The sequence below is a fragment of the Anaerospora sp. genome (assembly GCF_032013335.1).
GTDB lineage: Bacteria > Bacillota > Negativicutes > Sporomusales > DSM-15969 > Anaerospora.
Genome location: NZ_DALZUO010000006.1, coordinates 162,402 through 185,688, shown reverse-complemented (window position 1 = coordinate 185,688; position 23,287 = coordinate 162,402). Strand labels below are relative to the sequence as shown.

General features: G+C 48.1%; 18 protein-coding genes. All 18 read right to left on the bottom strand.

Going from position 1 to position 23,287, the window contains the following annotated elements:
* Positions 1 to 288, bottom strand: a 288-nt coding sequence (locus RTR76_RS07785) for a GIY-YIG nuclease family protein (protein WP_312518800.1), incomplete at its 3' end; no start/stop codon positions are given.
* 163 nt (positions 289 to 451) lie between these two features.
* The gene (gene uvrA / locus RTR76_RS07780) at positions 452 to 3,334 is read right to left on the bottom strand and encodes an excinuclease ABC subunit UvrA (RefSeq protein ID WP_312518797.1); all 2,883 of its coding nucleotides are present in this window, start codon (positions 3,332 to 3,334) and stop codon (positions 452 to 454) included.
* 31 nt (positions 3,335 to 3,365) lie between these two features.
* Positions 3,366 to 5,435, bottom strand: coding sequence for an excinuclease ABC subunit UvrB (gene uvrB / locus RTR76_RS07775; RefSeq protein ID WP_312518794.1), 2,070 nt, complete (start codon positions 5,433 to 5,435; stop codon positions 3,366 to 3,368).
* Positions 5,436 to 6,029: 594 nt separating this feature from the next.
* Positions 6,030 to 7,274: a PDZ domain-containing protein gene (locus RTR76_RS07770; RefSeq protein ID WP_312518791.1), complete on the bottom strand. Its 1,245-nt coding sequence runs from the start codon at positions 7,272 to 7,274 to the stop codon at positions 6,030 to 6,032.
* 83 nt (positions 7,275 to 7,357) lie between these two features.
* Positions 7,358 to 8,512 (bottom strand): S41 family peptidase, encoded by a 1,155-nt coding sequence (locus tag RTR76_RS07765; RefSeq protein ID WP_312518789.1) that lies wholly within the window; start codon positions 8,510 to 8,512, stop codon positions 7,358 to 7,360.
* Between the two features lie 152 nt (positions 8,513 to 8,664).
* Complete coding sequence (locus tag RTR76_RS07760; protein WP_312518829.1) at positions 8,665 to 9,780, bottom strand: peptidoglycan DD-metalloendopeptidase family protein; 1,116 nt, start codon at positions 9,778 to 9,780, stop codon at positions 8,665 to 8,667.
* A 40-nt stretch (positions 9,781 to 9,820) separates the two neighbouring features.
* Positions 9,821 to 10,708 (bottom strand): permease-like cell division protein FtsX, encoded by an 888-nt coding sequence (gene ftsX, locus RTR76_RS07755; RefSeq protein ID WP_312518786.1) that lies wholly within the window; start codon positions 10,706 to 10,708, stop codon positions 9,821 to 9,823.
* Positions 10,698 to 11,384, bottom strand: coding sequence for a cell division ATP-binding protein FtsE (ftsE, locus tag RTR76_RS07750; RefSeq protein WP_312518783.1), 687 nt, complete (start codon positions 11,382 to 11,384; stop codon positions 10,698 to 10,700). Before ftsE ends, ftsX begins: the two co-directional genes overlap by 11 nt.
* Before the next feature lie 119 nt (positions 11,385 to 11,503).
* The gene (locus RTR76_RS07745) at positions 11,504 to 12,247 is read right to left on the bottom strand and encodes a site-2 protease family protein (RefSeq protein ID WP_312518780.1); all 744 of its coding nucleotides are present in this window, start codon (positions 12,245 to 12,247) and stop codon (positions 11,504 to 11,506) included.
* A 77-nt stretch (positions 12,248 to 12,324) separates the two neighbouring features.
* On the bottom strand, positions 12,325 to 13,260 hold the full coding sequence (locus RTR76_RS07740) for a transketolase family protein (RefSeq protein WP_312518777.1): 936 nt from the start codon (positions 13,258 to 13,260) through the stop codon (positions 12,325 to 12,327).
* A 12-nt stretch (positions 13,261 to 13,272) separates the two neighbouring features.
* Entirely contained in the window at positions 13,273 to 14,109 is an 837-nt protein-coding gene (locus RTR76_RS07735) for a transketolase (RefSeq protein ID WP_312518774.1), read from the bottom strand.
* A 79-nt stretch (positions 14,110 to 14,188) separates the two neighbouring features.
* Positions 14,189 to 15,031, bottom strand: a complete 843-nt coding sequence (locus tag RTR76_RS07730; RefSeq protein ID WP_312518771.1) for a YitT family protein — start codon at positions 15,029 to 15,031, stop codon at positions 14,189 to 14,191.
* A gap of 11 nt (positions 15,032 to 15,042) precedes the next feature.
* Complete coding sequence (csaB, locus tag RTR76_RS07725; RefSeq protein WP_312518768.1) at positions 15,043 to 16,134, bottom strand: polysaccharide pyruvyl transferase CsaB; 1,092 nt, start codon at positions 16,132 to 16,134, stop codon at positions 15,043 to 15,045.
* Positions 16,127 to 18,157, bottom strand: a complete 2,031-nt coding sequence (locus RTR76_RS07720; protein ID WP_312518765.1) for a DUF5693 family protein — start codon at positions 18,155 to 18,157, stop codon at positions 16,127 to 16,129. The genes csaB and RTR76_RS07720 overlap by 8 nt, the downstream gene beginning before the upstream one ends.
* A gap of 60 nt (positions 18,158 to 18,217) precedes the next feature.
* A complete protein-coding gene (locus RTR76_RS07715) occupies positions 18,218 to 18,559 on the bottom strand; it encodes a hypothetical protein (RefSeq protein ID WP_312518762.1) in 342 nt (113 codons plus the stop codon).
* A 22-nt stretch (positions 18,560 to 18,581) separates the two neighbouring features.
* Positions 18,582 to 19,292, bottom strand: coding sequence for a DUF2993 domain-containing protein (locus RTR76_RS07710; protein ID WP_312518759.1), 711 nt, complete (start codon positions 19,290 to 19,292; stop codon positions 18,582 to 18,584).
* A 33-nt stretch (positions 19,293 to 19,325) separates the two neighbouring features.
* Positions 19,326 to 20,430 (bottom strand): peptide chain release factor 2 gene (prfB, locus tag RTR76_RS07705; RefSeq protein WP_312518756.1). Its coding sequence is split into 2 segments (ribosomal slippage): positions 19,326 to 20,357 and positions 20,359 to 20,430, totalling 1,104 coding nucleotides; the frame shifts between segments, so codons are not numbered across the junction.
* Positions 20,431 to 20,728: 298 nt separating this feature from the next.
* Complete coding sequence (gene secA / locus RTR76_RS07700; RefSeq protein WP_312518753.1) at positions 20,729 to 23,245, bottom strand: preprotein translocase subunit SecA; 2,517 nt, start codon at positions 23,243 to 23,245, stop codon at positions 20,729 to 20,731.
* Positions 23,246 to 23,287: the final 42 nt, after the last annotated feature.

The following is a 23,287-nucleotide window of genomic DNA, read 5'->3' as shown; positions in this document are numbered from 1 at the left end:
GAGTGCTCCACAAAGGTCGCTCCAATCATGATTAGTTATATGGATCAGTTCTAGCTTTTTCCTGCTAGGTCCTGCTTTGATCTGCTTTTCGCGCTCAATTGCCAGTTTAATGTCTTGATGGATTTCGTAGTAGACAAGTTGATCGACATTGTATTTGGAGGTAAACCCTTCAAATACTTTACTTTTATGCTGATAAACCCGTCTAATTAAATCATTTGTCACACCGGTGTATAGGACGGTCTTGGACTTAATGGTCATGATATAAACATAGTATTGTTTATTGTTCATGATAACCCCCGCTATATAGTGCTTGCAGTCTACATGCAAAATGAGATTGCCGCGCTTCGCTCGCAATGACAGGTAGGCTGGTCACTACATATCGCTACAAAGCTTAACTGTCATCGCAAGGAGGTACGACGTGGCGATCTCATCTTTTAATTTCCTCTTCGTTCTATCCCTCTGTCACCGTTGCTGTTGCTGTTGCTGCTGCTTCTGCCAGTTCAGCCAGCTCTTTGCCGCGCTGGAGCACCGGCTTTAGAAACTGTCCGGTATAGGATCCTTTTACTGCCGCCACTTGTTCCGGCGTTCCCTGGGCAACAATCGTACCGCCCCGCAGGCCGCCTTCCGGGCCAAGGTCAATAATGTGATCGGCAGTTTTAATTACATCAAGATTATGCTCAATGACCACAACGGAGTCGCCGCCGTCCACCAGGCGCTGCAGCACTTCCATGAGCCGGTGAATATCAGCGGTATGCAAGCCGGTAGTAGGTTCGTCCAGAATATACAAGGTTTTGCCCGTACTGCGGCGAGCAAGCTCGGTAGCTAATTTGACACGCTGGGCTTCCCCTCCGGATAAAGTGGTAGCTGGCTGTCCAAGTTTAATATAGCCTAACCCAACATCCTGCAGCGTTTGCAGTTTGCGATGGATCTTGGGGATATTTTGGAAGAATTCTACCCCTTCATCAACGATCATGTCCAGAACCTGGGCAATGCTTTTGCCTTTATAACGTACTTCCAGCGTTTCCCGGTTATAGCGGGCACCTTTACAAACTTCGCAAGGTACATATACATCAGGCAGGAAGTGCATTTCGATTTTAATAATACCATCACCACGGCAGGCTTCGCAGCGGCCGCCTTTCACGTTAAAGCTAAACCGGCCCGGTTTGTAGCCCCTCATTTTGGCTTCCGTGGTCTGGCTGAACAATTCCCGGATGGAATCAAACAGACTGGTATAGGTAGCAGGATTGGAACGGGGCGTACGGCCGATAGGCGATTGGTCAATATCAATAATTTTATCAATATATTCGGCACCGCGAATATCCTCATGCTCACCTGCGCGACTGCGGCTGCGATAAATACGGCTGGCCAGTCCCTTAAATAGAATCTCGTTAACCAGCGTACTTTTACCTGATCCCGATACGCCGGTTACTGCCGTAAACAGTCCCAGGGGAAAACGGACGTTAAGCTTCTTTAAATTGTTTTCCCTGGCCCCTCTAATCTCCAGCCATTTGCCGTTAGGCTGACGGCGCTCTACAGGCACGGGAATAAATTTCGTTCCCTTTAAATACTGACCGGTTACCGAATGCTCGCAGGCCTTAATCTCATCAACCGTTCCCTGGGCAATAATGTGGCCACCGTGTACGCCTGCAGCAGGACCAATATCAATAATATGATCGGCCTCATTCATCGTATCTTCATCATGTTCCACTACCAGCAGGGTATTGCCAATATCACGCAGGTGCTTAAGAGTGTCCAGTAAGCGATTGTTATCGCGCTGATGCAGTCCGATAGACGGTTCATCCAATATATAAAGAACCCCCACCAGACCTGAGCCGATTTGTGTAGCCAGCCGGATGCGCTGTGCTTCTCCACCGGACAAAGTACCTGCGGCCCGGTCTAGACTAAGATAATCAAGACCAACATTGAGCAGGAACCCCAAACGGGCATGAATTTCCTTCATAATCTGATTGGCAATTGTCATTTCCCGTTCCGTTAGCTCAAGGCTATTGAAAAATTGCTGACTGTCGGCAATCGTAAGTCTGGTTACTTCGTATATATTCTTGCCTCCAACCTTAATCGCCAGGGACTCCGGCTTCAGACGGGCACCTTTGCAAGTCGGGCAAGGTTTAGAACTCATATATTCTTCAATTTCTTCACGTGCAACATCGGAGGTTGACTCGCGGTGGCGGCGGCTGAGTGTCGGCAACGCTCCCTCAAAGACAGAATGGTAGGTTTTTTCCTCACCATACATATTTTCATACGTAAAGGTAAACCGCTCAGCTCCCGAGCCCCATAACACAACCTGCTTAACATGTTCAGGCAGACTGTCCCAGGTATTGTACAACGATAACCCATAATGAGTCATGACCGCTTCCAGCTGGCACATGAAATAAGAATTGGAATTCTTACTAAGCGGTGCAAGTGCGCCGTCAATAAGTGCTTTGCTTGTATCGGGAATCACCAGCGCCGGGTCAATCTCCATATTATTACCGAGGCCGGTGCAGTCTGGACAAGCGCCAAAAGGGCTGTTGAAGGAAAACATCCGTGGTGCAATTTCCGGCAGACTGATAGAGCAGTCTACGCAGGCAAAATTCTGGCTGAACGTCAATTCCTTATCGCCGACTATCTCCACATTTACAATACCACCGGTAAGCTTCAGAGCTGTTTCCAGTGAATCTGCCAAACGGGAAGCAATGCCCTCTTTAATGACAATCCGGTCTATAACGGCTTCTACCGTATGCTTTTTATTTTTTTCAAGCTTAATTTCATCCGTTATATCCTGCACCTGTCCGTCAATGCGAACACGGCTGTAGCCGTTCTTGCGAATATCTTCCAGTACCTTTTGATGCTCCCCTTTTTTCCCCCGCACCACCGGTGCCAGTACAATCATCCTTGTACCATCAGGAGAAGCCGCCAATTGGTCCACCATCTGTTCTACAGTCTGCTGACTGATCGGCTTGCCGCATTTAGGACAAAAGGGCCTGCCTGCTCTTGCAAAGAGCAGCCGCAGATAGTCATAAATCTCCGTAACAGTACCAACCGTTGAGCGAGGATTGCGGCTGGTTGTTTTCTGATCAATGGATATAGCCGGTGACAAACCCTCGATGTAATCCACATCAGGCTTGTCCATCTGGCCCAGAAACTGCCGGGCATAAGCCGACAGCGACTCGACATAGCGGCGCTGGCCTTCTGCATAGATGGTATCAAAAGCCAGCGACGACTTGCCAGAGCCGCTCAAGCCTGTAATAACTACCAGTTCATTGCGCGGAATGGTTACATCAATATTTTTAAGATTGTGCTGTCTGGCACCTTTTATAACTATATATTCTTTCACGTAAATTTCCTCCCTGGAATTAAACCTGCATTTAGGATTTGCGTCTGGAGCCGGATCGTTTCTCTTTTCCATCCGGCTTGGCATCTGCAATGCGCTGACGCAGTTCGGCTAACATATCTCGCAACTCGGCAGCCCGTTCAAACTCAAGATTTTTAGCTGCCTGTTTCATTTCTTTTTCCACTTTGCCTGCCAGTTCGACCATTTCGGAGCGCGTCATACTGCTAAGGCGGTCCGTTTTATATTCTTCAGGCGTTTCCGCCACTTTTGTCAGGGAAATGAGATCCTTAACCTGCTTACGGATGGTTTGCGGTGTAATACCATGCTCCACATTATACGCTTCCTGTGTTGCCCGGCGGCGGTCGGTTTCGCCAATTGCCCGCTGCATAGAACCGGTAATCCGGTCGGCATACATAATAACCTTGCCGTTAACATTACGGGCTGCCCGTCCAATCGTCTGAATGAGCGAAGTATCGGAGCGCAAAAAGCCCTCTTTATCGGCATCAAGAATGGCCACGAGTGATACCTCCGGCAAATCGAGCCCTTCTCTCAGCAGATTAATGCCCACGAGCACATCAAAAACACCGGCCCGTAAATCACGAATAATTTCAGCCCGTTCGATCGTTACAATATCAGAGTGCAGATACCGTACCCGCACGCCGGTCTCCTTAAGAAACTCCGTTAAATCCTCAGCCATTTTTTTGGTCAGTGTCGTAACAAGTACCCGCTCCTGCGCGAATGCCCGCTCCTTGATTTCACCAAGCAAATCATCCATCTGCCCTTTAATCGGACGAATTTCAATCTCCGGGTCAACAAGCCCCGTAGGCCGGATAATTTGTTCGGCAACCTGCGTGGTTACCTGCATTTCATAAGGACCGGGCGTAGCTGAGACATAAATAATCTGATTGATTCGCTCAACAAATTCCTCAAATTTCAGCGGTCGGTTATCAAAGGCAGATGGCAGGCGAAAGCCATGGCCAATAAGGGCTTCCTTGCGCGACCGGTCACCGGCATACATAGCCCGCAACTGGGGTATGGTCACATGAGACTCGTCAATGACAATTAAAAAATCATCCGGGAAATAGTCAATCAAAGTAAACGGCGATTCGCCCGGCTTGCGCCCGGTAATATGACGGGAATAGTTCTCGATACCGGAACAATAGCCCATCTCCATCATCATTTCAATATCGTATTTTGTTCGCTGGGCAATACGCTGTGCTTCCAGCAGCTTGCCCTCAGCCTTCAGTTCATCCAGCCGCACTTCAAGCTCTGCCTCGATATCGGCTACCGCCCGCTGCAGATTTTCTCTTGTTGTGACATAGTGAGAAGCCGGGTAAATGACAATATGCTTACGATCGGCAAGAATCTCACCGGTAAGCGTATCAATTTCTAAAATCCGGTCAATCTCATCACCAAACAGCTCAACCCGGATAGCCCGCTCGCCATAGGCGGCAGGAAAAATTTCAACCGTATCACCGCGGACGCGAAACGTGCCACGGGTAAAATTAATATCGTTACGCTCGTATTGAATGTCTACCAGTTTGCGCAATATTTCATTGCGGTCCCGCATCTGGCCGGTACGGAGCGACAAAACCAAATCACGGTATTCTTCCGGTGAACCTAAACCATAAATGCAGGATACACTGGCAACGATAATGACATCACGCCGTTCAAACAGCGAACTCGTAGCCGAGTGGCGCAGCTTGTCTATCTCATCATTAATCGAAGCATCCTTCTCAATGTATGTATCCGTATGGGCAATGTACGCTTCAGGCTGATAATAGTCATAATAGCTGACAAAATACTCTACCGCATTATGGGGGAAAAAGCTCTTAAACTCACTTGCCAATTGAGCGGCCAGCGTCTTATTATGAGCAATCACCAGCGTAGGCTTCTGTACCTTTTCAATAACCTTGGCAATCGTATACGTCTTGCCGGTCCCCGTTGCCCCTAGCAAAACCTGTGCCCAGTCTCCCTGAAACACACCATTAGCCAGTTTCTCTATCGCCACAGGCTGATCACCCGTAGGCTGAAAAGGAGCCTCAACAGCAAAAGGAACGATCCCTTCTTTATGAACAGTACTTAAACTAGGCACTACAACCATTACCAGATCACCTGTCTTTATCTAAAAGTATCATTCCTATAGAACGAGTGTTTGTTTTTATTGTATCAAACATTCGTTCGTAAGAAAAGAGGAATTTAAGTAATTTATCATTATAATGATAATTATCCATTAGTAATTATACCATAATCTTATTCAATTGCGCCGTAAGCTCAAGCTGGCAATTATTCGCAGTTAGCCAATAAGCTAAAGATGAGATTGCCACGTCGCTGCGCTCCTCGCAATGACAACAAGCCTGGAACCACAGTCCCGTCTTGGAGCGAAGCAAGGCAAGTCCCCGTAGTCCCAGTATCTCCTGTCGCTCAGCTTAGGCCATTGAGAAGGCTCCAGATGACTGAGAAGCTAAAGAGAGATTGCCACGTTGCTGCGCTCCTCGCAATGACAAATGAGCCAAGAACCACAGCCCCGTCTTGCGAGCGAAGCAATGCAAGTCCCCGCAGTTCCCCGTTTCCCGGCCTCCTAGCTTAGGCCGTCGAGAAAGGTTCAGATGCTAGGCGTGGGCCTTGCCGGAACCGGAGGCGTACAGGGGCGTACGGTGAGGATTCCGGCAAGGCCCGCAACAACGCAGATGGACCTTTATCGGCGGCCGGCTCTCTTCAGCCATTCCCAGAGCCAGAACCTCTCATCCCTCATCTCCACGAAATGCTCTTCATTTCCCTGAGGGACGAGTATGATCCCCAGACGGCGTTCACCATTAGCAAACTTGGCCTGGAAGTGATGCTCCTTATTGTCCCGCTTAATCTGGACAGAAAACTCCGGCGGCGCATAGCTGAGGGCATGCGACAAATCATAACCATTGTTTATTGGAATTCCTGCCAGATAATAAATAATATCACCTGGCTGCAGTCCGATTTTGCGGGCAGGCGAATCAACAACCGTGTCCAGAATCATAATCCCTTCATCAGGCGGTATGTAACGGGGAGCGCCGTTTAATTCGCGCCGGTTATCCCATTGAATGAGCAGTTCATGACCCAGCGGCGAAACAAGGGCCGCCACAGCTTGCAGCCAATGATAGCGGGCCGAAAGCACAGCAAGAATCAGCAGTACAATACTGTAAATCGCCAAATGAAAGGCTGACTGGCGGCGCCGCTCTCCCGGCAGGCTGGCAATGGCTACATCTGAATACCCTAGTGCTGCAATAACGGAAGTCATCGCATAAATCCATTTATAGCCTTCTGTCACTTCGAGATTAAGCGGCAGCAAGGGCCACCAGTCAGGCATATCGATCACGCCGCCGGCCGGTATGGACGCCTCCGGCATGGATACAGCTCCGAGCATCACCAACGGCAGCGGCCAGAAATTCTGCAGACTAAAAGCGCCTACCATTTTTCCGTCTTCGCGTCGCATAATAAGCGGTACCGCACTATAGCGGCCGCTGATAAAAATCAGGATACTTTCCGTTATATGAAGAATAGCAACTAAGGACAATACCTGAGGCACGTTTACTTCAGGCCAGCCAAAAAGCACGCTTGACAGTGCCACAAGGCCACCAGCATACGCAAAACATAAAAACCGCATATGTATTGCCATCAGAACAAGGGCTACAGGCCAAATATAGGCAAGTCCCAGTTGATTGACCGTCAGCCCTACAGAGACGAGTAGAAAACTGCCAACCAGCCCTCCGATCAGTCCATATATGGCAGCCAGCGTAACCTGGCGCCTGAGTGTATATCCATAAACACCGAACATACGAATTTGATTGCGCTGCAATTGCCAGTACTGGTAGCCGACCAAAGCCAGAATCATCCAGAACATCGGTTCAAATAAAGCGGAAATAGAGCCACGAATCAGTAAAAATATAATCTGATCAACAGGAAACACGAATAGTTGCACCTCCATTAACTCTCAAGTGACAAACTTAATAGCAAAAGGCGGCGAGCTCTTGGCCCGCCGCTATCATTCAGTTATTGTATTTTACTTTTTACAATTTCCACCGCTTTATCCAACTGAATATCCTTTATTTCCTGTCCTGGCTGCGCGTGTTCCGGCAGCTCGACTTTTACATCCGGTTCAATACCAATGCCGTTAATAGAGCGATCATTCGGCGTGTAGTACTTGGCAATTGTCAATTTAATCGCCGCACCGCCATCAAGTCGCATCAAGGTCTGCACAGAGCCTTTGCCGTACGTCTTGGTGCCTACCAAAGTTCCTGATCCGGTATCTTGAATAGCACCGGCAACAATTTCCGAAGCACTGGCACTGCCGCCATTGACTAATACCACACAAGGATATTTCACTGCTTCCAGATTCGAGGTACTGGTATCACGCCGTCCATCACGGGTAATAACCGACACAACGGGCCCCTTCGGCACAAATTTATTAGCAACTTTTACGCTTTCATCAAGCAGGCCGCCGGGATTATCGCGTAAATCCAGCACAATAGCCTTCATGCCTTCTTTTTCCAGCTCCTGATACTTTTTCATCAAGTCGCTGCCCGTGTTTTCATTAAACATGGACAAACGGATATACCCAATGTGATCAGGCAGCATTTTGCCGGAAACAGTCTTAATCTGAATGTTAGAACGGGTTAAGGTATAATCTTTGACCTCCTGGCCGCGACGGATGGTCAGTGTCACCTGCGTTCCTTCGGGACCACGGATTTTACTTACCGCCTCATCAAGAGCCAGTCCTTTGGTATCCTGCCCGTCGATCTTCACAATTTCATCGCCGCTTTTAATACCTGCTTTTTCACCCGGTGTACCCTCGATCGGTGAAATAACAGTCAGGACTTTTTCTTTTGCCCCTAAAACGATGCCAACACCGCCAAAAGAGCCTTCCGTCTCAATCATAAACTCTTTATACATTTTGGCATCCATATAAATGGAATGAGGATCTCCAAGGGAATTGACCATCCCTTTTATTGCCCCGGTCATCAGCGTATCAACTGGTACGTCTTCCACATAACGGGCTTTGATGATTTGCATGGCTCTAAACAGACGTATTGCGCCAGCTGCATCACCTAATGTACTTTGCAGCAAATAAACAAACAAACTGGACATGAGCAGAACGGTTGCCACTACGATTGCTATGGCACCGAAAATTATTTTACGACGACTCAATCGACACACCACCTATGGTATTTTTAGACACTAAACGAAAACACATTGCAACTAAGCATATGTAAAAAGAGCATGACCTATGCACCAATACACAAAAGGAGATCACCACGTCGCTGCAAAATTGCAGACGGAGCGTGATAATCTCTCCTTATTTATGGCAGGTAGCTCAATGGATTTGTTGGCGAACCATTCTGACGGACTTCAAAATGCAGATGCGGTCCGGTTGAATAACCGGTCGTTCCGATAAGTGAAATTGTCTGACCCTTCTGCACACGCTGACCTTCACTCACCATCAACTGGGAATTATGGGCATACAACGTCGAGATCCCGCCGCCATGGTCAATGATAACCGCCTTCCCATAGCCGCCCATCCAATCGGCATAAATAACAACACCGCCATCAGCCGCTACGACAGGATCACCATGATCGGCGCCGATGTCAATACCGGTATGAAACGTCTGTGTACCAAAGATAGGATGTGTTCTCCAGCCAAAGGGCGAAGTAATCGGACCATCATAAGGCCATACAAGAGCGCCTGTTGCCTCTGCACCTTTGCTGCCCGGCTTGCTGTTGCGAATCATCTGCTCAATGCGCCGTGATGTTTCCATCAACTCTTTATATGCGCGGTCTGCCGTGTCTTTCTCGTTTATAGCAGAGTCAAGCACAGCTTCCCGTTCATCCTTACGTGTTTCAATCAGTTTTTTCTTTTGTGCTGCAGACTGTTTGAGTTCAAGGATAGAAGCCTTATCCTGTTCCAGCTCCGCTTTCTTTTGCAGGATCAGCTCACGCTCTGCTTTCACCTTGGAAATGAGCACGACATCCTGGTTCAGCACCCGTTTTAAAAGCTCCATCCGGGTAGTAAAATCACCGAAATCATTTGCGCCAAACAAAACGTCCAGGTAACTGACCTGACCGTTTTTATAAATATCACGCATGCGTTTATTGAGAACTCCGCTACGTTCAGCCAAATTCTTCTCGGCTTTTTTCATAATTTCCGTATTAACTTCAATTTGCTCTTCCGTACGGGATAATTTAGCCTGTATTGCGTTGTACTCGGCAAGAGCCCCGTCCAAATCACCCTGGATGGTCCGCAATTGTTCGGAAACACTGTTGATTTGCTGTTGGGCCTGAGCAGCTTTGTTCTGCTGCTGCTGCATCCGGCGCTGCACATCTTGCAGCTCCTGTTCATTCGCCAGAACAGGCAGCACGGAAGTAAGAAGAAACAAAGCAGCCAAAGTAATCGCAATCCACCTGGCCCATTTTTTCACATCTTTCAAGCAAATTCCCTCCCGAGACGATAAGGATACCTCATACTTTCATAAAGCGCTTCAGTGAGATTGTACTTCCCATTGCTCCGATGATTGTCCCTACAATAAGTAGAACAATACTGATGTGATTGAGAAAAGGATATTTCGGAATTAGCGGCAAAAATGCCAGTGACTGGTGTACCTGTTCAATCAGCAGGCTATAGCTTTCGGATAAAAGCAGTACGGCAATCAGTGCACCGCCAAATCCCAGTGTCATCCCTTCAATAAGAAAGGGCCAGCGGATAAACCAATCAGTGGCTCCTACATATTTCATGATCCCGATTTCTTTTCTCCGGGCAAATACGGTAATGCGAATGGTATTAGAAATAATAAACAAAGCGGCCAATGCCAAAAAAACGATAAGGATCAGTCCGGCAACGCGTACCATTTTCGTCAGCGTAAAGAGATGCTCAATAACCTCTTGGCCAAAGCGGGTATTCTCAACCCCCTTAAACTGGCCGATTGCCTGAGCTACCGGCTTAACCTGCTCGGGCCTGTCCACTTTTACTTCAAAAGAATTCGGCAACGGATTGGTGTCACCAAGCGCGGTCAGTAACCCCTGCTGTTCACCCAGCCGTTCTTTAAACCGTCCCATGGCATCTTCTTTCGTCAGAAAATGAACTTGTGTGACGCCCGGCAGCTTGGTAATTTGGGTGCCTACTTCACGCATCTGGCGCTCATTTAAATTATCCTGCAGATAAACAGTGATCTGCACCTGTGATTCCAGTGCTGAAGCCATATTATTCAAATTAAGCACCAGAATAAGGAACATCCCTAAGATTAAGAGTGACAGTGCCACTGTCGTTACTGAAGCAATGCTCATCAAACCATTATTACGCAGGGAAGCAAGTGCCTCACGAATAAAATATTCGATAGTCCTAATCTTCATAGCCGTAAACCCCCTTGACCTGGTCACGAACGATACGGCCCTTTTCAATCGCGATAACGCGCTTTTTCATGGCATCTACCATCTGTTTGTCATGAGTGACCATAACAATCGTAGTGCCAGACTTATTAATCCGGTTAAATATCTGCATAATCTCCCAGGAAGTGTCTGGGTCAAGATTGCCTGTTGGTTCGTCGGCAATTACCAGTACGGGATTGTTAACGATCGCACGGGCAATTGCAACCCGCTGCTGTTCACCGCCGCTTAACTGTGTGGGAAGCGTTTTGGCTTTATCCCTAAGTCCTACCAAATCAAGCACATAGTTTACACGCTTGACAACTTCCCGGCGGGGAGCCTCAATTACTTCCATAGCAAAAGCAACATTCTCGTAAACATTCTTATTCGGCAATAAACGAAAATCCTGAAAAACAATCCCCAGACTGCGTCTGAGATAAGGTACGTCAGCTGGTTTAATTTCAGCTACATTGCGGCCGTTAACAAGAATCTGGCCATTCGTAGGCTGCTCTTCGCGAAACAACACTTTTATAAAAGTCGACTTACCGGCACCGCTGGGACCTACGACAAAGACAAAATCACCTTTTTCAATAGTAACGGTAACATCGGCAAGGGCAGCTGAACCATTGCTGTAAATTTTGGATACATTGGTCATATGTATCATGTTGTACCGACCTTTCTAGGATTGAGTGACAAAATGCTCATAAGTACAATGTTTTTCGACGCCAAACCCAAAAAACCTTCTTTTTATCCAATTTATCTCCCCTGCTGCACTGCCTTTATTCAGTGCAGCAATTCGACAAGATACAACGCTAAAAGGCCCAAAACGGCTAATAATCCAAAATACCACCAGGCAACCGTCAAACGCTGACCAAGAGTCAACTGAAAATATTTCTCGTTGCCATCCTTTTTATCACCTTGCCATAGGCGGGCTAAAGAAAAAAAGAAAATCACCAAAATTAAAATATTATGGGTCCAGTAAAACATGGCAGCAAGCGAAATCGAGCCAACCCACCACAGATGTGGGGAAATAGCTACCGCAATCCGTCCGCCGTCAAGCGGGGAGCAGGGTATGAGATTAAACAAATTCAGCAGGCAGGCGGTATAGGCCAGCACTAGCATCAGCATGCTGTCGGTCCAGAAATACAGAGCCAGGCAGCCTAAGGCACTAAGTGTTCCCATTGCCGGTCCGCCTATGGCAATATTCGCCTCCATCTTGGCATTGACAGGTGCCCTGCGCAAATTGATCACTGCCCCTACAAAGGGCACAAACAACGGCCCGGTAGCAGCAATGCCCACTACTCTGGTAGCAATAAGATGACCCAGTTCATGCAAAAAAAGCAAAATAATAAACCCTACCGCAAACTGAAAGCCAAAAGCAGCAGCATAAAACACCAGCGATACCAGCATCGACAGGGCCATAGTTGCAGTAGGACCCAAATTGAGCATTGCCACCAGTCCCATGATAAACAGGACGATACGGCGCGCCACTTGGCTGCCGACACGGATTACTCTCCATAGCGCCATATCATCTCTCCCGTACTAAAAGTAAAAACCTCGCTATACATGTGTATGCATAGCGAGGTCGTCTCTTGATAAGATAATTATTTTTTCCGTGCCACTACCTTCTGCGCCGCTTTTACTATATCAGCAGCCGTTAAATGGTATTTCGCAACAAGCGCATTTGGTGTTCCCGACTCACCAAATGTATCCATTACACCTACCCGTTCCATCAGGGCAGGATGGTTTTCTACCAGAACCTCGGCAACTGCACTGCCCAGGCCGCCAATGATGTTGTGTTCCTCGCAGGTGACAATCGCGCCCGTATCCTGCGCCGCTTTTACAATAGCTGCTTTATCAATCGGCTTAATGGTATGAATATTCAGCACCCGGGCACTCAGTCCCAATTGCTTCAACTCTTGAGCTGCCTTTACGGCAGGTCCGACCATAATGCCGGTGGCAATAATGGTTAAATCAGAGCCTTCGGCGATCTGAACAGCTTTACCGTGTTCGAAGGTATAATCTTCATCAAAGATATCATCTACACCGGCACGGCCAAGTCTCAGATAAACCGGTCCTTGATACTGGGCAGCCCACAATACAGCCTGCCGGGTCTCTGCCGCATCAGCCGGTACAATTACCGTCATGTTAGGAATGGCGCGCATCAGTGCAATATCTTCATTCGCCTGATGGGTGGCACCGTCTTCACCTACGGTAAGTCCCGCATGAGTAGCGGCAATTTTAACATTCAGTTTCGGATAGCAAATAGAATTGCGTACCTGCTCATAAGCCCGACCAGTTGCGAACATGGCAAAGGTGGAGGCAAAAGGAATTTTGCCTGCTGCCGCCAGACCGGCGGCAACTCCCATGAGATTTTGTTCTGCTATCCCGGCATTAAAATGACGCTCCGGATAGGCTTTTTGAAATACGTTAGTTTTTGTTGATTTTGATAAGTCAGCATCAAGTACAATGATATCCTGATAAAGGCTGCCCGCTTCTTTGAGCGCGTCGCCGTATGCTTCACGAGTTGCTTTTCCCATATATCACACCTCCTAATCTTCTATTGCCATTTCGCTGAGAAAGAGATCGCACTCTTCCTGGGACGGTGCCTTGCCATGCCAGTCGGCTACGTTTTCCATCTGACATACACCTTTTCCCTTGACCGTTGTGGCAACAATTACGGTAGGCTTGCCTTTAAAGGCCTTGGCTTGTTGAATGGCCTTATAAATTGCCGGAACATCATGTCCGTCAATTTGCAGAACATTCCAGCCGAACGCCTGCCACTTCTCAGGAATAGGCAGCGGTGACAGTACATCAGTTATCCGTCCGTCAATCTGTAAGCCATTAAAATCGACAAAAGCTGTCAGGTTGTCTAACTTGTAGTGAGCCGCAAACATAGCCGCTTCCCACACTTGTCCTTCTTCCAGCTCGCCATCACCGAGCAGGGCAAAAATACGATGCTGTTTGCCGTCGACTTTGGCAGCCAGTGCCATACCGCAGGCGGCACTAATTCCCTGTCCTAAAGAGCCGGTAGACATATCGACGCCCGGTGTCCCCTTCATATCAGGGTGCCCCTGAAGCATGCTGTCAATTTTGCGCAGACCACTAAATTCTTCACTGGAGAAAAAGCCTTTCTCAGCCAAAGTTGCATACAACACAGGAGCAGCATGCCCTTTGGAGAGAATAAACCGGTCGCGGTCAGGATCATTAGGTCGCTTGGGATCAACCTTCATTTCTGCAAAATAAAGGGTAGCCAAGATATCTGTTGCCGATAAGGAGCCGCCGGGATGACCCGACTTAGCTCCGGTCACCATAGATACAATGTGACGCCGGATAGCCTTTGCCCGGCTGGTAACACAGGTCAACTGTTCAGAAGTAAGTTTTGCCATCGATGTACCTCCTCTTTCATCCTTCATCTTCTGCCGCCAGCTTACAAGCAAAATGTTCTACTGCTAAGCTGACAGGCCGCTATTTTTTGTATGCTTTAAATCCTTCGCCTAAGACTTCATGCGCATCGGCTACAATAACAAACGCCTGCTTATCAATGTGATAAACAATGTCTTTGATTTTTGTAATCTCGCGCTTGCCAACTACACAAAAGAGCATTTCCCGTGCTTCACCGGTATAAGCGCCGCGAGCCTGTAAATAGGTGACACCGCGGTCTAACTTATCCATAATCTCACGGGCTACCTGCTCTCCTTTGCCTGTCATAATAAAGAAAGCCTTGGCTGAGGTAGGACCTTCCTGGACCAAATCAATAATTTGAGTTGTCAAAAACAAAGAAATAAGTGCATAAAGCGATAATTCGACGCTGCTAAAAGCCAGGCCTGCTATAGTGATAACAAAAAAATCAATGCCTAGCAGGGACTGACCAACACTAAAACCAAATAGCTTATTGAACATAGCCGCCACTAGGTCAGTGCCTGCCGTCGAACCTTCAAAGCGGAAAACAATACCCAGTCCAATTCCCGACATGATCCCGCCATAGATGGATGCAAGCAGCAAATCACCGGTTAACACCGGAATATAAGGCGCTAATATGTCAATAGATAAAGAAAGTGTTGCCGCTCCGAACAGGGTATTTACACCGAAACGGGAACCGAGAACGCGGACACTGAGTAATAACAGCGGGATATCAAAGCACAGCATGGTCAGTCCTACAGGAAAGCCTAAGAGGTGATGCAGTACCGTTGCCAGCCCGCTTACTCCTCCGGCAGCTACCTTATTGGGGATTAAGAACATATTCAGGGCAACCGCTGTAATCAGCGCGCCTAAAATAATTCCCCCATAGCTACGCAAACTGTTCACCATACCTTTACCTCCTAACGATCCCGAATAAGCTCCAGTGCCAGTTCTGCATTATGAAAAGCTTTATCTCTGAGAAAGCTGATGCGTTCATGGCCCTGCTGCTGCTGGTCCTCCCGCTGCAAAACGGTGCGGACTTTGGCTAGCAGTTGAGGAACGGTAATAGACTGCAGCGTTCCTACATGACAGTCACCAATAGTCTCTAAGAAGCGATCTACTTTCGGATCATAAGAGATACCGATCATCGGAACCTGCATGACTGCCGCAAATATCAAGGCATGAAGCCGGATACCAATGAGAAGCTCCAGGTTGCCGGTCAGAGATAATAACTCACCGGTCGTATATTCTTCCGTCAGAGCCACTGCCGGCCGTTTCATACGGGCTACAATCTTCCGGGCTACAGCCAGATCATCGGGCCACTGCATCGGTAGAAAAACAATACGGGCACCAAATTCATCGACCATAGCATCTGCTGCCTGAGCCAAAATATCTTTATAGTGACGCCAGTCTTTCCACTCGCGAACCGAGAGTCCAATCAGCGGCGCAGCGCCTTCCAAGCCATTTTTACGCAGGATGGAACGGCCAAATTCCTTATCAACAGGATGCATGGCTAAAACGGAATCTGCCGTTACATAAACCGGCGGCTTGGTAATTCCCAAATAACGCAATTCCTCGCGCGATCCTTCATCCCTTACGGTGATTAAATCCACCATATTACCAATATAGCGCATCGCACCTTTAGCCATACTGCCCCGCACCGGTCCGATACCCTGACCGTAGAGCATAACCGGCTTGCCGAGCTTTTTGGCCAGCATCATAATACTCAGGTAATAATAAAGACTGCGGTCGCTTGTAACATCCTGCAGCAAACTGCCGCCGCCGCTGATCAAGAGGCTGCTTTTCGCCAGAACGCGGGTAATTTCCGGATAATTAAGCCGATATACCGCTGAAACGCCATGCCGGCGCCTGGTGTCTTCAGGATTACCTGATAATACTGTGATACCGAGTTGGGGATCTAAATCAGTGAGTGCTTCGATCATAGCTGCCAGCATTGCTTCATCACCGGCATTACCAAAACCGTAGTACCCCGAGATGACAACTTCACTCATGGGCTGACGGTCTCCTTCCCACTGCTCCGGATAGGTACTGCAGCAACCAGAGACCAATAACTGCTAATGCACCAAATACAACGCCTACTGCCAAGCCGTCAATGGCCCGCACAAACGACATAAAAACGGGTGTGCGCAAATGGGCAAACGTTTCTACAAGCGAGCCCTGGGCAATAGTAGCTAACAGAACAAGTACGTAATGAAGTCCCTGCGGCCACCGCCGGTATACAGCCATAACAGCTATCATAAAGGCAGGGTGGCCGATTAGAAATTCCTTTTCTCTGGGGCGGGCATACATGGTTTGTTCCAGAAAAGCCCGCAGTTTTAACTCGATTGCCGGTACAGGAACACCAGCAGTATGCCCGGAGCGACCGATAAAGACCCACGCAACGACAGCGGCTGCACCAGCGGCCAGGAGTGTCTTAATCTGCACGGGATAATTTAAGAAGCAGATCGCCTGATCACAGATATCACGGGAAGAACGAACCGGCGCCCCAACAAGGGGAAAACGGGTCAGATAAGTTAACGTAATTAATACCAGCGGCATAACAAACGTTGCTTTTACACCGCGGAAAATCTCCATTTCCAGCAAGAACCGCACATCTCCCAGCAGACTGGCTACATACATGCCGCCTACCAAGGATAGCAGCAGGGTCAAGGTCAGGCTGACCGCACCGTCCAGTATGACGCGGCCAAGCGAAACCGACTTAGCCATGTCACGCTTGCGCCACCGGTCCAGCTGCCACGTCATAGCAAGTGAAGGTACAATGATAGCACTTGCCAGCGCTGCCATTTGCCTAACCAGCGTACCGCTGCCTTTGAAAACAGGGAAGATCAGTACCGCTCCCAGGCAGACCAGCAAAATATACTGAACCCGTGCCGGGAAAGGAAATACGAGAGTTAGGTATAATACTCCGGCAGCGGTTGCCGCCAATATAACCAGCGCCAATAGCATTGGGTTTGGGAAATAGGCAGGAAACGTACTGGCTTTCCCTAGTACAAAGCCCTTCTCCAGCAAGCCTTCCTTGATACCTTTCACATAGTCCAGATTTGTTTCAATGACCGTGCGATTACCTTCAGCCTTGTCATATTTACGCAGCAAATTAATGCGGATATTGCGTTCCTGATCAGTAACTACCCAGCGTTGAATCGCTTCGTTGATCTTCAGCTTAGGCTGCTCATCCTTGGGTATTACATATACACGGGCAGCCTGGTAATTGAGCAGTACGGCCAGCTGAGTCAGTCCTTCCTGACGGAGAAACTGCAGCTGCAGCGGATGCTCGATAAGCCCGAGTGTCATGTCGCGCTTTTTCATAATTTCAGCGGTCAATGGCAGCAGATCGGGAAAGCCTAGCACTTCGTCCCCGACAAACATCAGGCCCGAAACATTGTCTACGCCTTCACTGCGCTCAAAAACCGAATTCACGTCATCAGGCTTAACCTTGGTATAATTCGTAGGCCGAAGCATGACAAAAAAGCCTTTGCCAGCAGCTTCCCGAATTTCTTGCCGCGACAGGCCCAAATTCCATTTGACCATTTTTTCAACATTACCGTCTACTTCCATGACACGGGTATTGGGGTCAGGTATTTCTCTTACCCGCTCTGCTCCCAGACGGCGTAGTAAATCGCTTTTCACTTCCGTATAAGTGTCATCTGCAACAGCCGGGGAATTACCGAAAATATAAATTTTTGACGAAGAAACCGCCTTTTGCAGGACTCTGTTTTTCTCCAGCACATCTACGCCGGACAATACGGTCAGCTTACCGTCACTGTGCAGCTTTTCCAGCGTAGTGTCATACACCGCCAGTGTTGTAATCCCGGCATCTTTAAATTGCTGGAACAATGTATTGGCAGACTCACCTTCAGTATGGGCAAGTTCCATAATGTCTTCGTAATCCATGACCAGCTCAACGCGGCTGCTATTCTCCTCTACCGTATGCCGCTGCCAGTTAATCATCAGAGCAGCAACCAGGCCGATCAGCATAAGCGCCAGCAAACCTTTGTTGTATTTGAAATCAGCCAAAACTCTCTCCACCTTGCATTTTGAAAAGTACGGTCTATTCTCTCTTACGGATACATTCATTCAGCTTTTTAGCACCCAAATGCCGGCAGCCAGCAGACTAACGCCAGCGGCTGCTTTAACAAGAGATACTTTATCGCCTACGAGATAATAAGAAAAAAGTATTAAGAAAGCATAATAAATAACGGTTTGCATGGCTACTACGGCAGGTACATTCTTAATAGCGCTGTGGCCAAGTCCAAAACCCATGCTGAGCAATATATTGGCAAGAAAAAGCAGTGGTGAAATTGTCAGATTGTATTTCGCTAGCGCCCACCAGTCATTACTGACATGCTTGACCTGCCAGGAAACACCGAGGGCAATAATTGCCGAACCAGCCACAAAACAAGCTAAAATACCAAGCACGTAGCTACCTCCTGGTGACAACTCAATCTTTTTTTGCTGATTTGGGGCGATTATCCGTGAACAATGTGACCTTTCCCTGATCCAGCACAATTTCCCGGACGGTTACACCAAAAGGAAGCTTTTTTAAATCTACCAGCGGAATTTCTGCCAGCATGGCACCACCGATATTGCCTACCGGCGTATTGTTAAGCAAAAAGCGTTCCGTTACAAACTTAATACGCTGCCCATCGGCAATAATGCGGCCTTCCAAAGAAATGGCCACGGTAGCAATACCGCCGAAGGCAAAGGAACTGGAAGCCTGCATCTTCCCTTTATCAATGGTAACTGCAGCGTTTTTTACACCCTTCACATTCTGGTTAATATAGCGGGCCATTTCATCCTGGCTGATGGTAGCAGTTAAGTCAATATCCTTTACTTTTTCAATTGCAACGGACCGGCGGAAATACAACCGTTCCCGATCTAATTGAACATCAGTCAACACTGCTGCCAAGTGGCTAAAAGTCAATTTATCCATTTTGGCATTATCAGCTTCAATCGATATTTGATCAAAACTACCGGTCAGCATGCCAACAGCAGGCCGCTCCTGTACCACAGCCTTAACCTGGGCTGCGCCGGTTAGTTCCGACATCCCCTGTGCAACCGCATCAGAAGCAATCTTTGGCAGGATAACTTCTGCCGCAACACCGGCAATCACGACCAATATAAACAGGATAAGCACCAGGCGCTTGAACATGAGCGCACGCCTCCTAACCATTACTGTCTTCCCTTACTTTCCTAAGCCGCTTTTTAGATAAGCTTCAATAAAAGGCTCTAATTCACCATCCATAACAGCATGAACATTCCCTACTTCCCTGCTGGTACGGTGATCCTTCACAAGATTATAAGGATGGAATACATAGGAACGGATCTGACTACCCCATTCAATAGCCTGGTAGTCGCCACCAATTTCGCTTTTTTTATCTTGCTGCTTCTGTCGCTCCAGCTCAAACAATTTGGCTCTCAGCAGTTTCATACACTGTTCCCGGTTTTGAATCTGCGAGCGTTCACTTTGACACTGGACAACAACACCGGTAGGGATATGAGTCATCCGCACAGCCGAGTCAGTCTTATTGATATGCTGCCCGCCTGCACCGCTAGCCCGGAAAGTATCCACACGAAGATCAACAGGATTGATAATAATTTCCACATTGTCGTCAATCTCAGGCATTACATCTACAGCTGCAAACGAGGTATGGCGGCGGCCGGAGGCATCAAACGGCGAGATCCGCACCAGACGGTGAACCCCCTTCTCCGCTTTCAGATACCCATAGGCATTGCGACCAGAAATCATCAGCGTAGCGCTTTTTACACCAGCTTCATCACCGGCTAAAAAGTCCATAGTCTCTACCTTAAAGCCGCTTTTCTCGGCATACCGGACATACATACGAAGCAGCATCTGTGCCCAGTCCTGCGCTTCAGTACCTCCGGCACCGGCATGGAGCGTCAGTATGGCATTATTGCCGTCATACTCACCGGAAAGCATCAGCGTCAGTTCCTGATGCTCGATTTCCTGCTGCAGGCTCTTCATCATCTGGACAACCTCAGGGTAAACCGATTCGTCCCCTTCTTCCGAGCCTAACTGCCACAGAGTAGACATATCCTGCCAGCGCTCATTCATATCGTGATAAGCAGCGACACTTTCCTTTAAGCCCGTTACTTCCTGGGCTACCTTCTGTGCCACCGCCGGATCATCCCAAAAATCCGGAGCACTCATTTTGCGTTCTAAATCAGCGATTTGTTCTTCTTTGACAGCTAAGTCAAAGAGAAACCCTCACTTCACTCAGTTTTTCCTCAAGCGCCTCAATGTCCCGGCGCAAATCTTCTAACAACACTAGTTTCACCCTCTAATATAAACTGTAGACAAAATGAGATTGCCACGTCACTCACGTTCCTCGCAATGACAGATAAGTCTTGCGAGCGAAGCAATGCAAGCTCCGTCGTTGTTCCCTCTTACGTCGTTCTCCAAAACGCCACCCAGCCATGTTCCCTCTGCCGACAAGCCTAGGCCGCCGAGAAGGCTCCAGCTGCTAGGCGGAGCGAGGACGTGAGCGAAGACAGTACAGCGGCGGTACGGCGAGCGAGCGCCCGCAGCGACAACAACGCAGATGGGGCCTTATCGGCGGCCGTTACCTATTTTGCGCCGCAGCATTTTTTGTATTTTTTGCCCGATCCACAATGACACACTTCATTGCGGCCCGTCACATCGCGGTTAACAACGGGCTGGTTAGCCTGTTCGTCATCTTCACCATGATGCGCTTTGGCATTTTGCAGATAATCTTCAGCCTGGGGCTGTTGATTTGACAGAATATTGACCCTGAACATGTACTTCACAATATCTTCCTGAATATGTTCAATCATTTGCTGGAACATATCATAGGCTTCAATTTTGTACTCGATGAGCGGATTTTTCTGGCCGTAGGCACGAAGCCCGATGCCTTCTCTGAGCATTTCCATCGCATCGAGATGATCCATCCATTTAGCGTCAACCACTTTTAGCATAACTACTTTTTCCAGTTCCCGCATATTGTCGACACCAAACAGCGCCTCACGGGCATCATATGCTTCGGCAGCTACTTTTAGCAGTTCTTCCTGAATTTCCTGACGATTAAAATTCTCTAACAGCTCTTTGGTCAGACGTCCTTCCGGAGCAAAGAAGCCTTCACAGAACTCAATCAAGCCATCCAGTTCCCACTCTTCGGGATAGATCTTTTCGTTTGTATAGATTTCCATACCGCGCTCAATCAGCTTATCGATCATGCCAAAAATATTTTCCCGCATGTTTTCGCCAAGCAAAATTTTGCGGCGTTGGTCATAAATAACTTCCCGCTGCTGGTTCATTACATCATCATATTCAAGGATATATTTACGGATATCAAAGTTACGGGCTTCTACCTTCTTCTGGGCCTGTTCAATAGACCGGCTGATTAAGGCGTGCTCAATAGGCTCATCTTCTTCCATGCCCAGCTTATCCATAACAGTTGCAATATTAGCGGAACCGAATAGACGCATTAGATCGTCTTCCAGTGACAGGTAAAAACGGGAAGAACCAGCATCCCCCTGACGTCCGGCACGACCGCGCAGCTGATTATCAATACGGCGGCTTTCATGCCGCTCAGTAGCAATAATGTGCAGTCCGCCCAGTTCGGGAACACCATCTCCCAAAACAATATCGGTACCACGGCCGGCCATATTGGTAGCAATTGTTACCTGATTAAGTTGCCCGGCTTGCGCAACGATCTCTGCTTCTTTCTCATGGTATTTAGCATTAAGGACATTATGAGGAACGCCTTCTTTTTTCAAATGGGCGCTCAACTCTTCAGACTGCACGATTGATGTTGTACCAACCAGTACCGGCTGTCCGGTGCTATGGCGTTCTGCAATTTCTTTAATCACTGCTTTGTATTTTGCTTTTTTTGTTTTGTAAATGACATCAGGCATATCCTGACGGACGACTGGTTTGTTTGTTGGCATTACCAGTACATCGAGTCCATAGATCTTGCGGAACTCCTGTTCTTCCGTCTTCGCCGTACCAGTCATACCTGCCAGCTTATCGTACATGCGGAAGTAGTTCTGGAAGGTAATCGAGGCCAGCGTCTGGCTTTCCCGCTCTACCTTCAAGCCTTCTTTTGCTTCGATAGACTGGTGAAGACCATCTGAGTAGCGGCGTCCAAACATCAGACGTCCGGTAAATTCGTCAACAATAACCACTTCGCCGTCCTTAACCACGTAATCGCGGTCACGCTTCATCAGAGCATGGGCTCTCAGAGCTTGATTCAGCAAGTGATTCAATTCCATATTATCGGCTTCATACAAGTTATGTACGTTCAGCTGTTTTTCTACTTTGGTAATCCCCGACTCGCTAGGAGCAACGGTATTTGCTTTTTCATCAACCGTATAATCCTGACCTGGAATCAGTTTGGGCACCACTTTTGCTAACGTGTAATAAGAATCGGTAGAGCGTTCGCCAGGGCCGGAGATGATCAGCGGTGTCCGCGCTTCGTCCACCAGAATGCTGTCCACTTCATCGACAATAGCAAAGTTCAAATCCCGTTGTACCATCTGATCGGCATAGATGACCATATTGTCACGGAGATAGTCAAAACCGAACTCATTATTTGTCCCATATGTTACATCTGCACCGTAGGACATTTTACGCTGATGGAAATCAAGGCCATGAACGATGAGGCCTACTGAAAGACCGAGGAAACGGTACAGACGTCCCATCCACTCGCTGTCACGGCGGGCCAGATAATCATTAACGGTAACAACATGGACGCCTTTACCGGCAAGTGCATTTAAATAAACCGGCAGAGTTGCCACAAGCGTTTTACCTTCACCAGTACGCATTTCGGCAATGTTGCCTTCATGAAGGGTAATACCACCCAGCATTTGCACATCAAAATGGCGCATCCCTAGTACGCGGCGGGATGCTTCGCGAACTACTGCAAAAGCCTCTGGCAGCAAATCGTCCAGAGTTTCTCCTTTATCCAAACGGCGACGAAACTCGGCTGTCTTCCCGGTAAGGGAAGAGTCGCTTAAATTAATGAGGTCCTTCTCAAATGAATTGATCCGGTCTACATATTTCATCATCCGCTTAATTTCTTTTTCATTATCATCGCCAAACAGGTTTTTTAAAAACTTCAGCACCAAAATCACTCCCCCAGGAATTCGCACCTGCGCTTATCATAG

What these genes read in the sequence shown, in the direction of transcription:
- ftsX (WP_312518786.1), bottom strand. Translation starts at nt 10,708, where the DNA reads ATGAAGATTAGGACTATCGAATATTTTATTCGTGAGGCACTTGCTTCC.
- ftsE (WP_312518783.1), bottom strand. Translation starts at nt 11,384, where the DNA reads ATGATACATATGACCAATGTATCCAAAATTTACAGCAATGGTTCAGCT.
- RTR76_RS07745 (WP_312518780.1), bottom strand. Translation starts at nt 12,247, where the DNA reads ATGGCGCTATGGAGAGTAATCCGTGTCGGCAGCCAAGTGGCGCGCCGT.
- RTR76_RS07710 (WP_312518759.1), bottom strand. Translation starts at nt 19,292, where the DNA reads ATGTTCAAGCGCCTGGTGCTTATCCTGTTTATATTGGTCGTGATTGCC.
- uvrB (WP_312518794.1), bottom strand. Translation starts at nt 5,435, where the DNA reads ATGGTTGTAGTGCCTAGTTTAAGTACTGTTCATAAAGAAGGGATCGTT.
- RTR76_RS07730 (WP_312518771.1), bottom strand. Translation starts at nt 15,031, where the DNA reads ATGGTGAACAGTTTGCGTAGCTATGGGGGAATTATTTTAGGCGCGCTG.
- RTR76_RS07735 (WP_312518774.1), bottom strand. Translation starts at nt 14,109, where the DNA reads ATGGCAAAACTTACTTCTGAACAGTTGACCTGTGTTACCAGCCGGGCA.
- csaB (WP_312518768.1), bottom strand. Translation starts at nt 16,134, where the DNA reads ATGAGTGAAGTTGTCATCTCGGGGTACTACGGTTTTGGTAATGCCGGT.
- RTR76_RS07740 (WP_312518777.1), bottom strand. Translation starts at nt 13,260, where the DNA reads ATGGGAAAAGCAACTCGTGAAGCATACGGCGACGCGCTCAAAGAAGCG.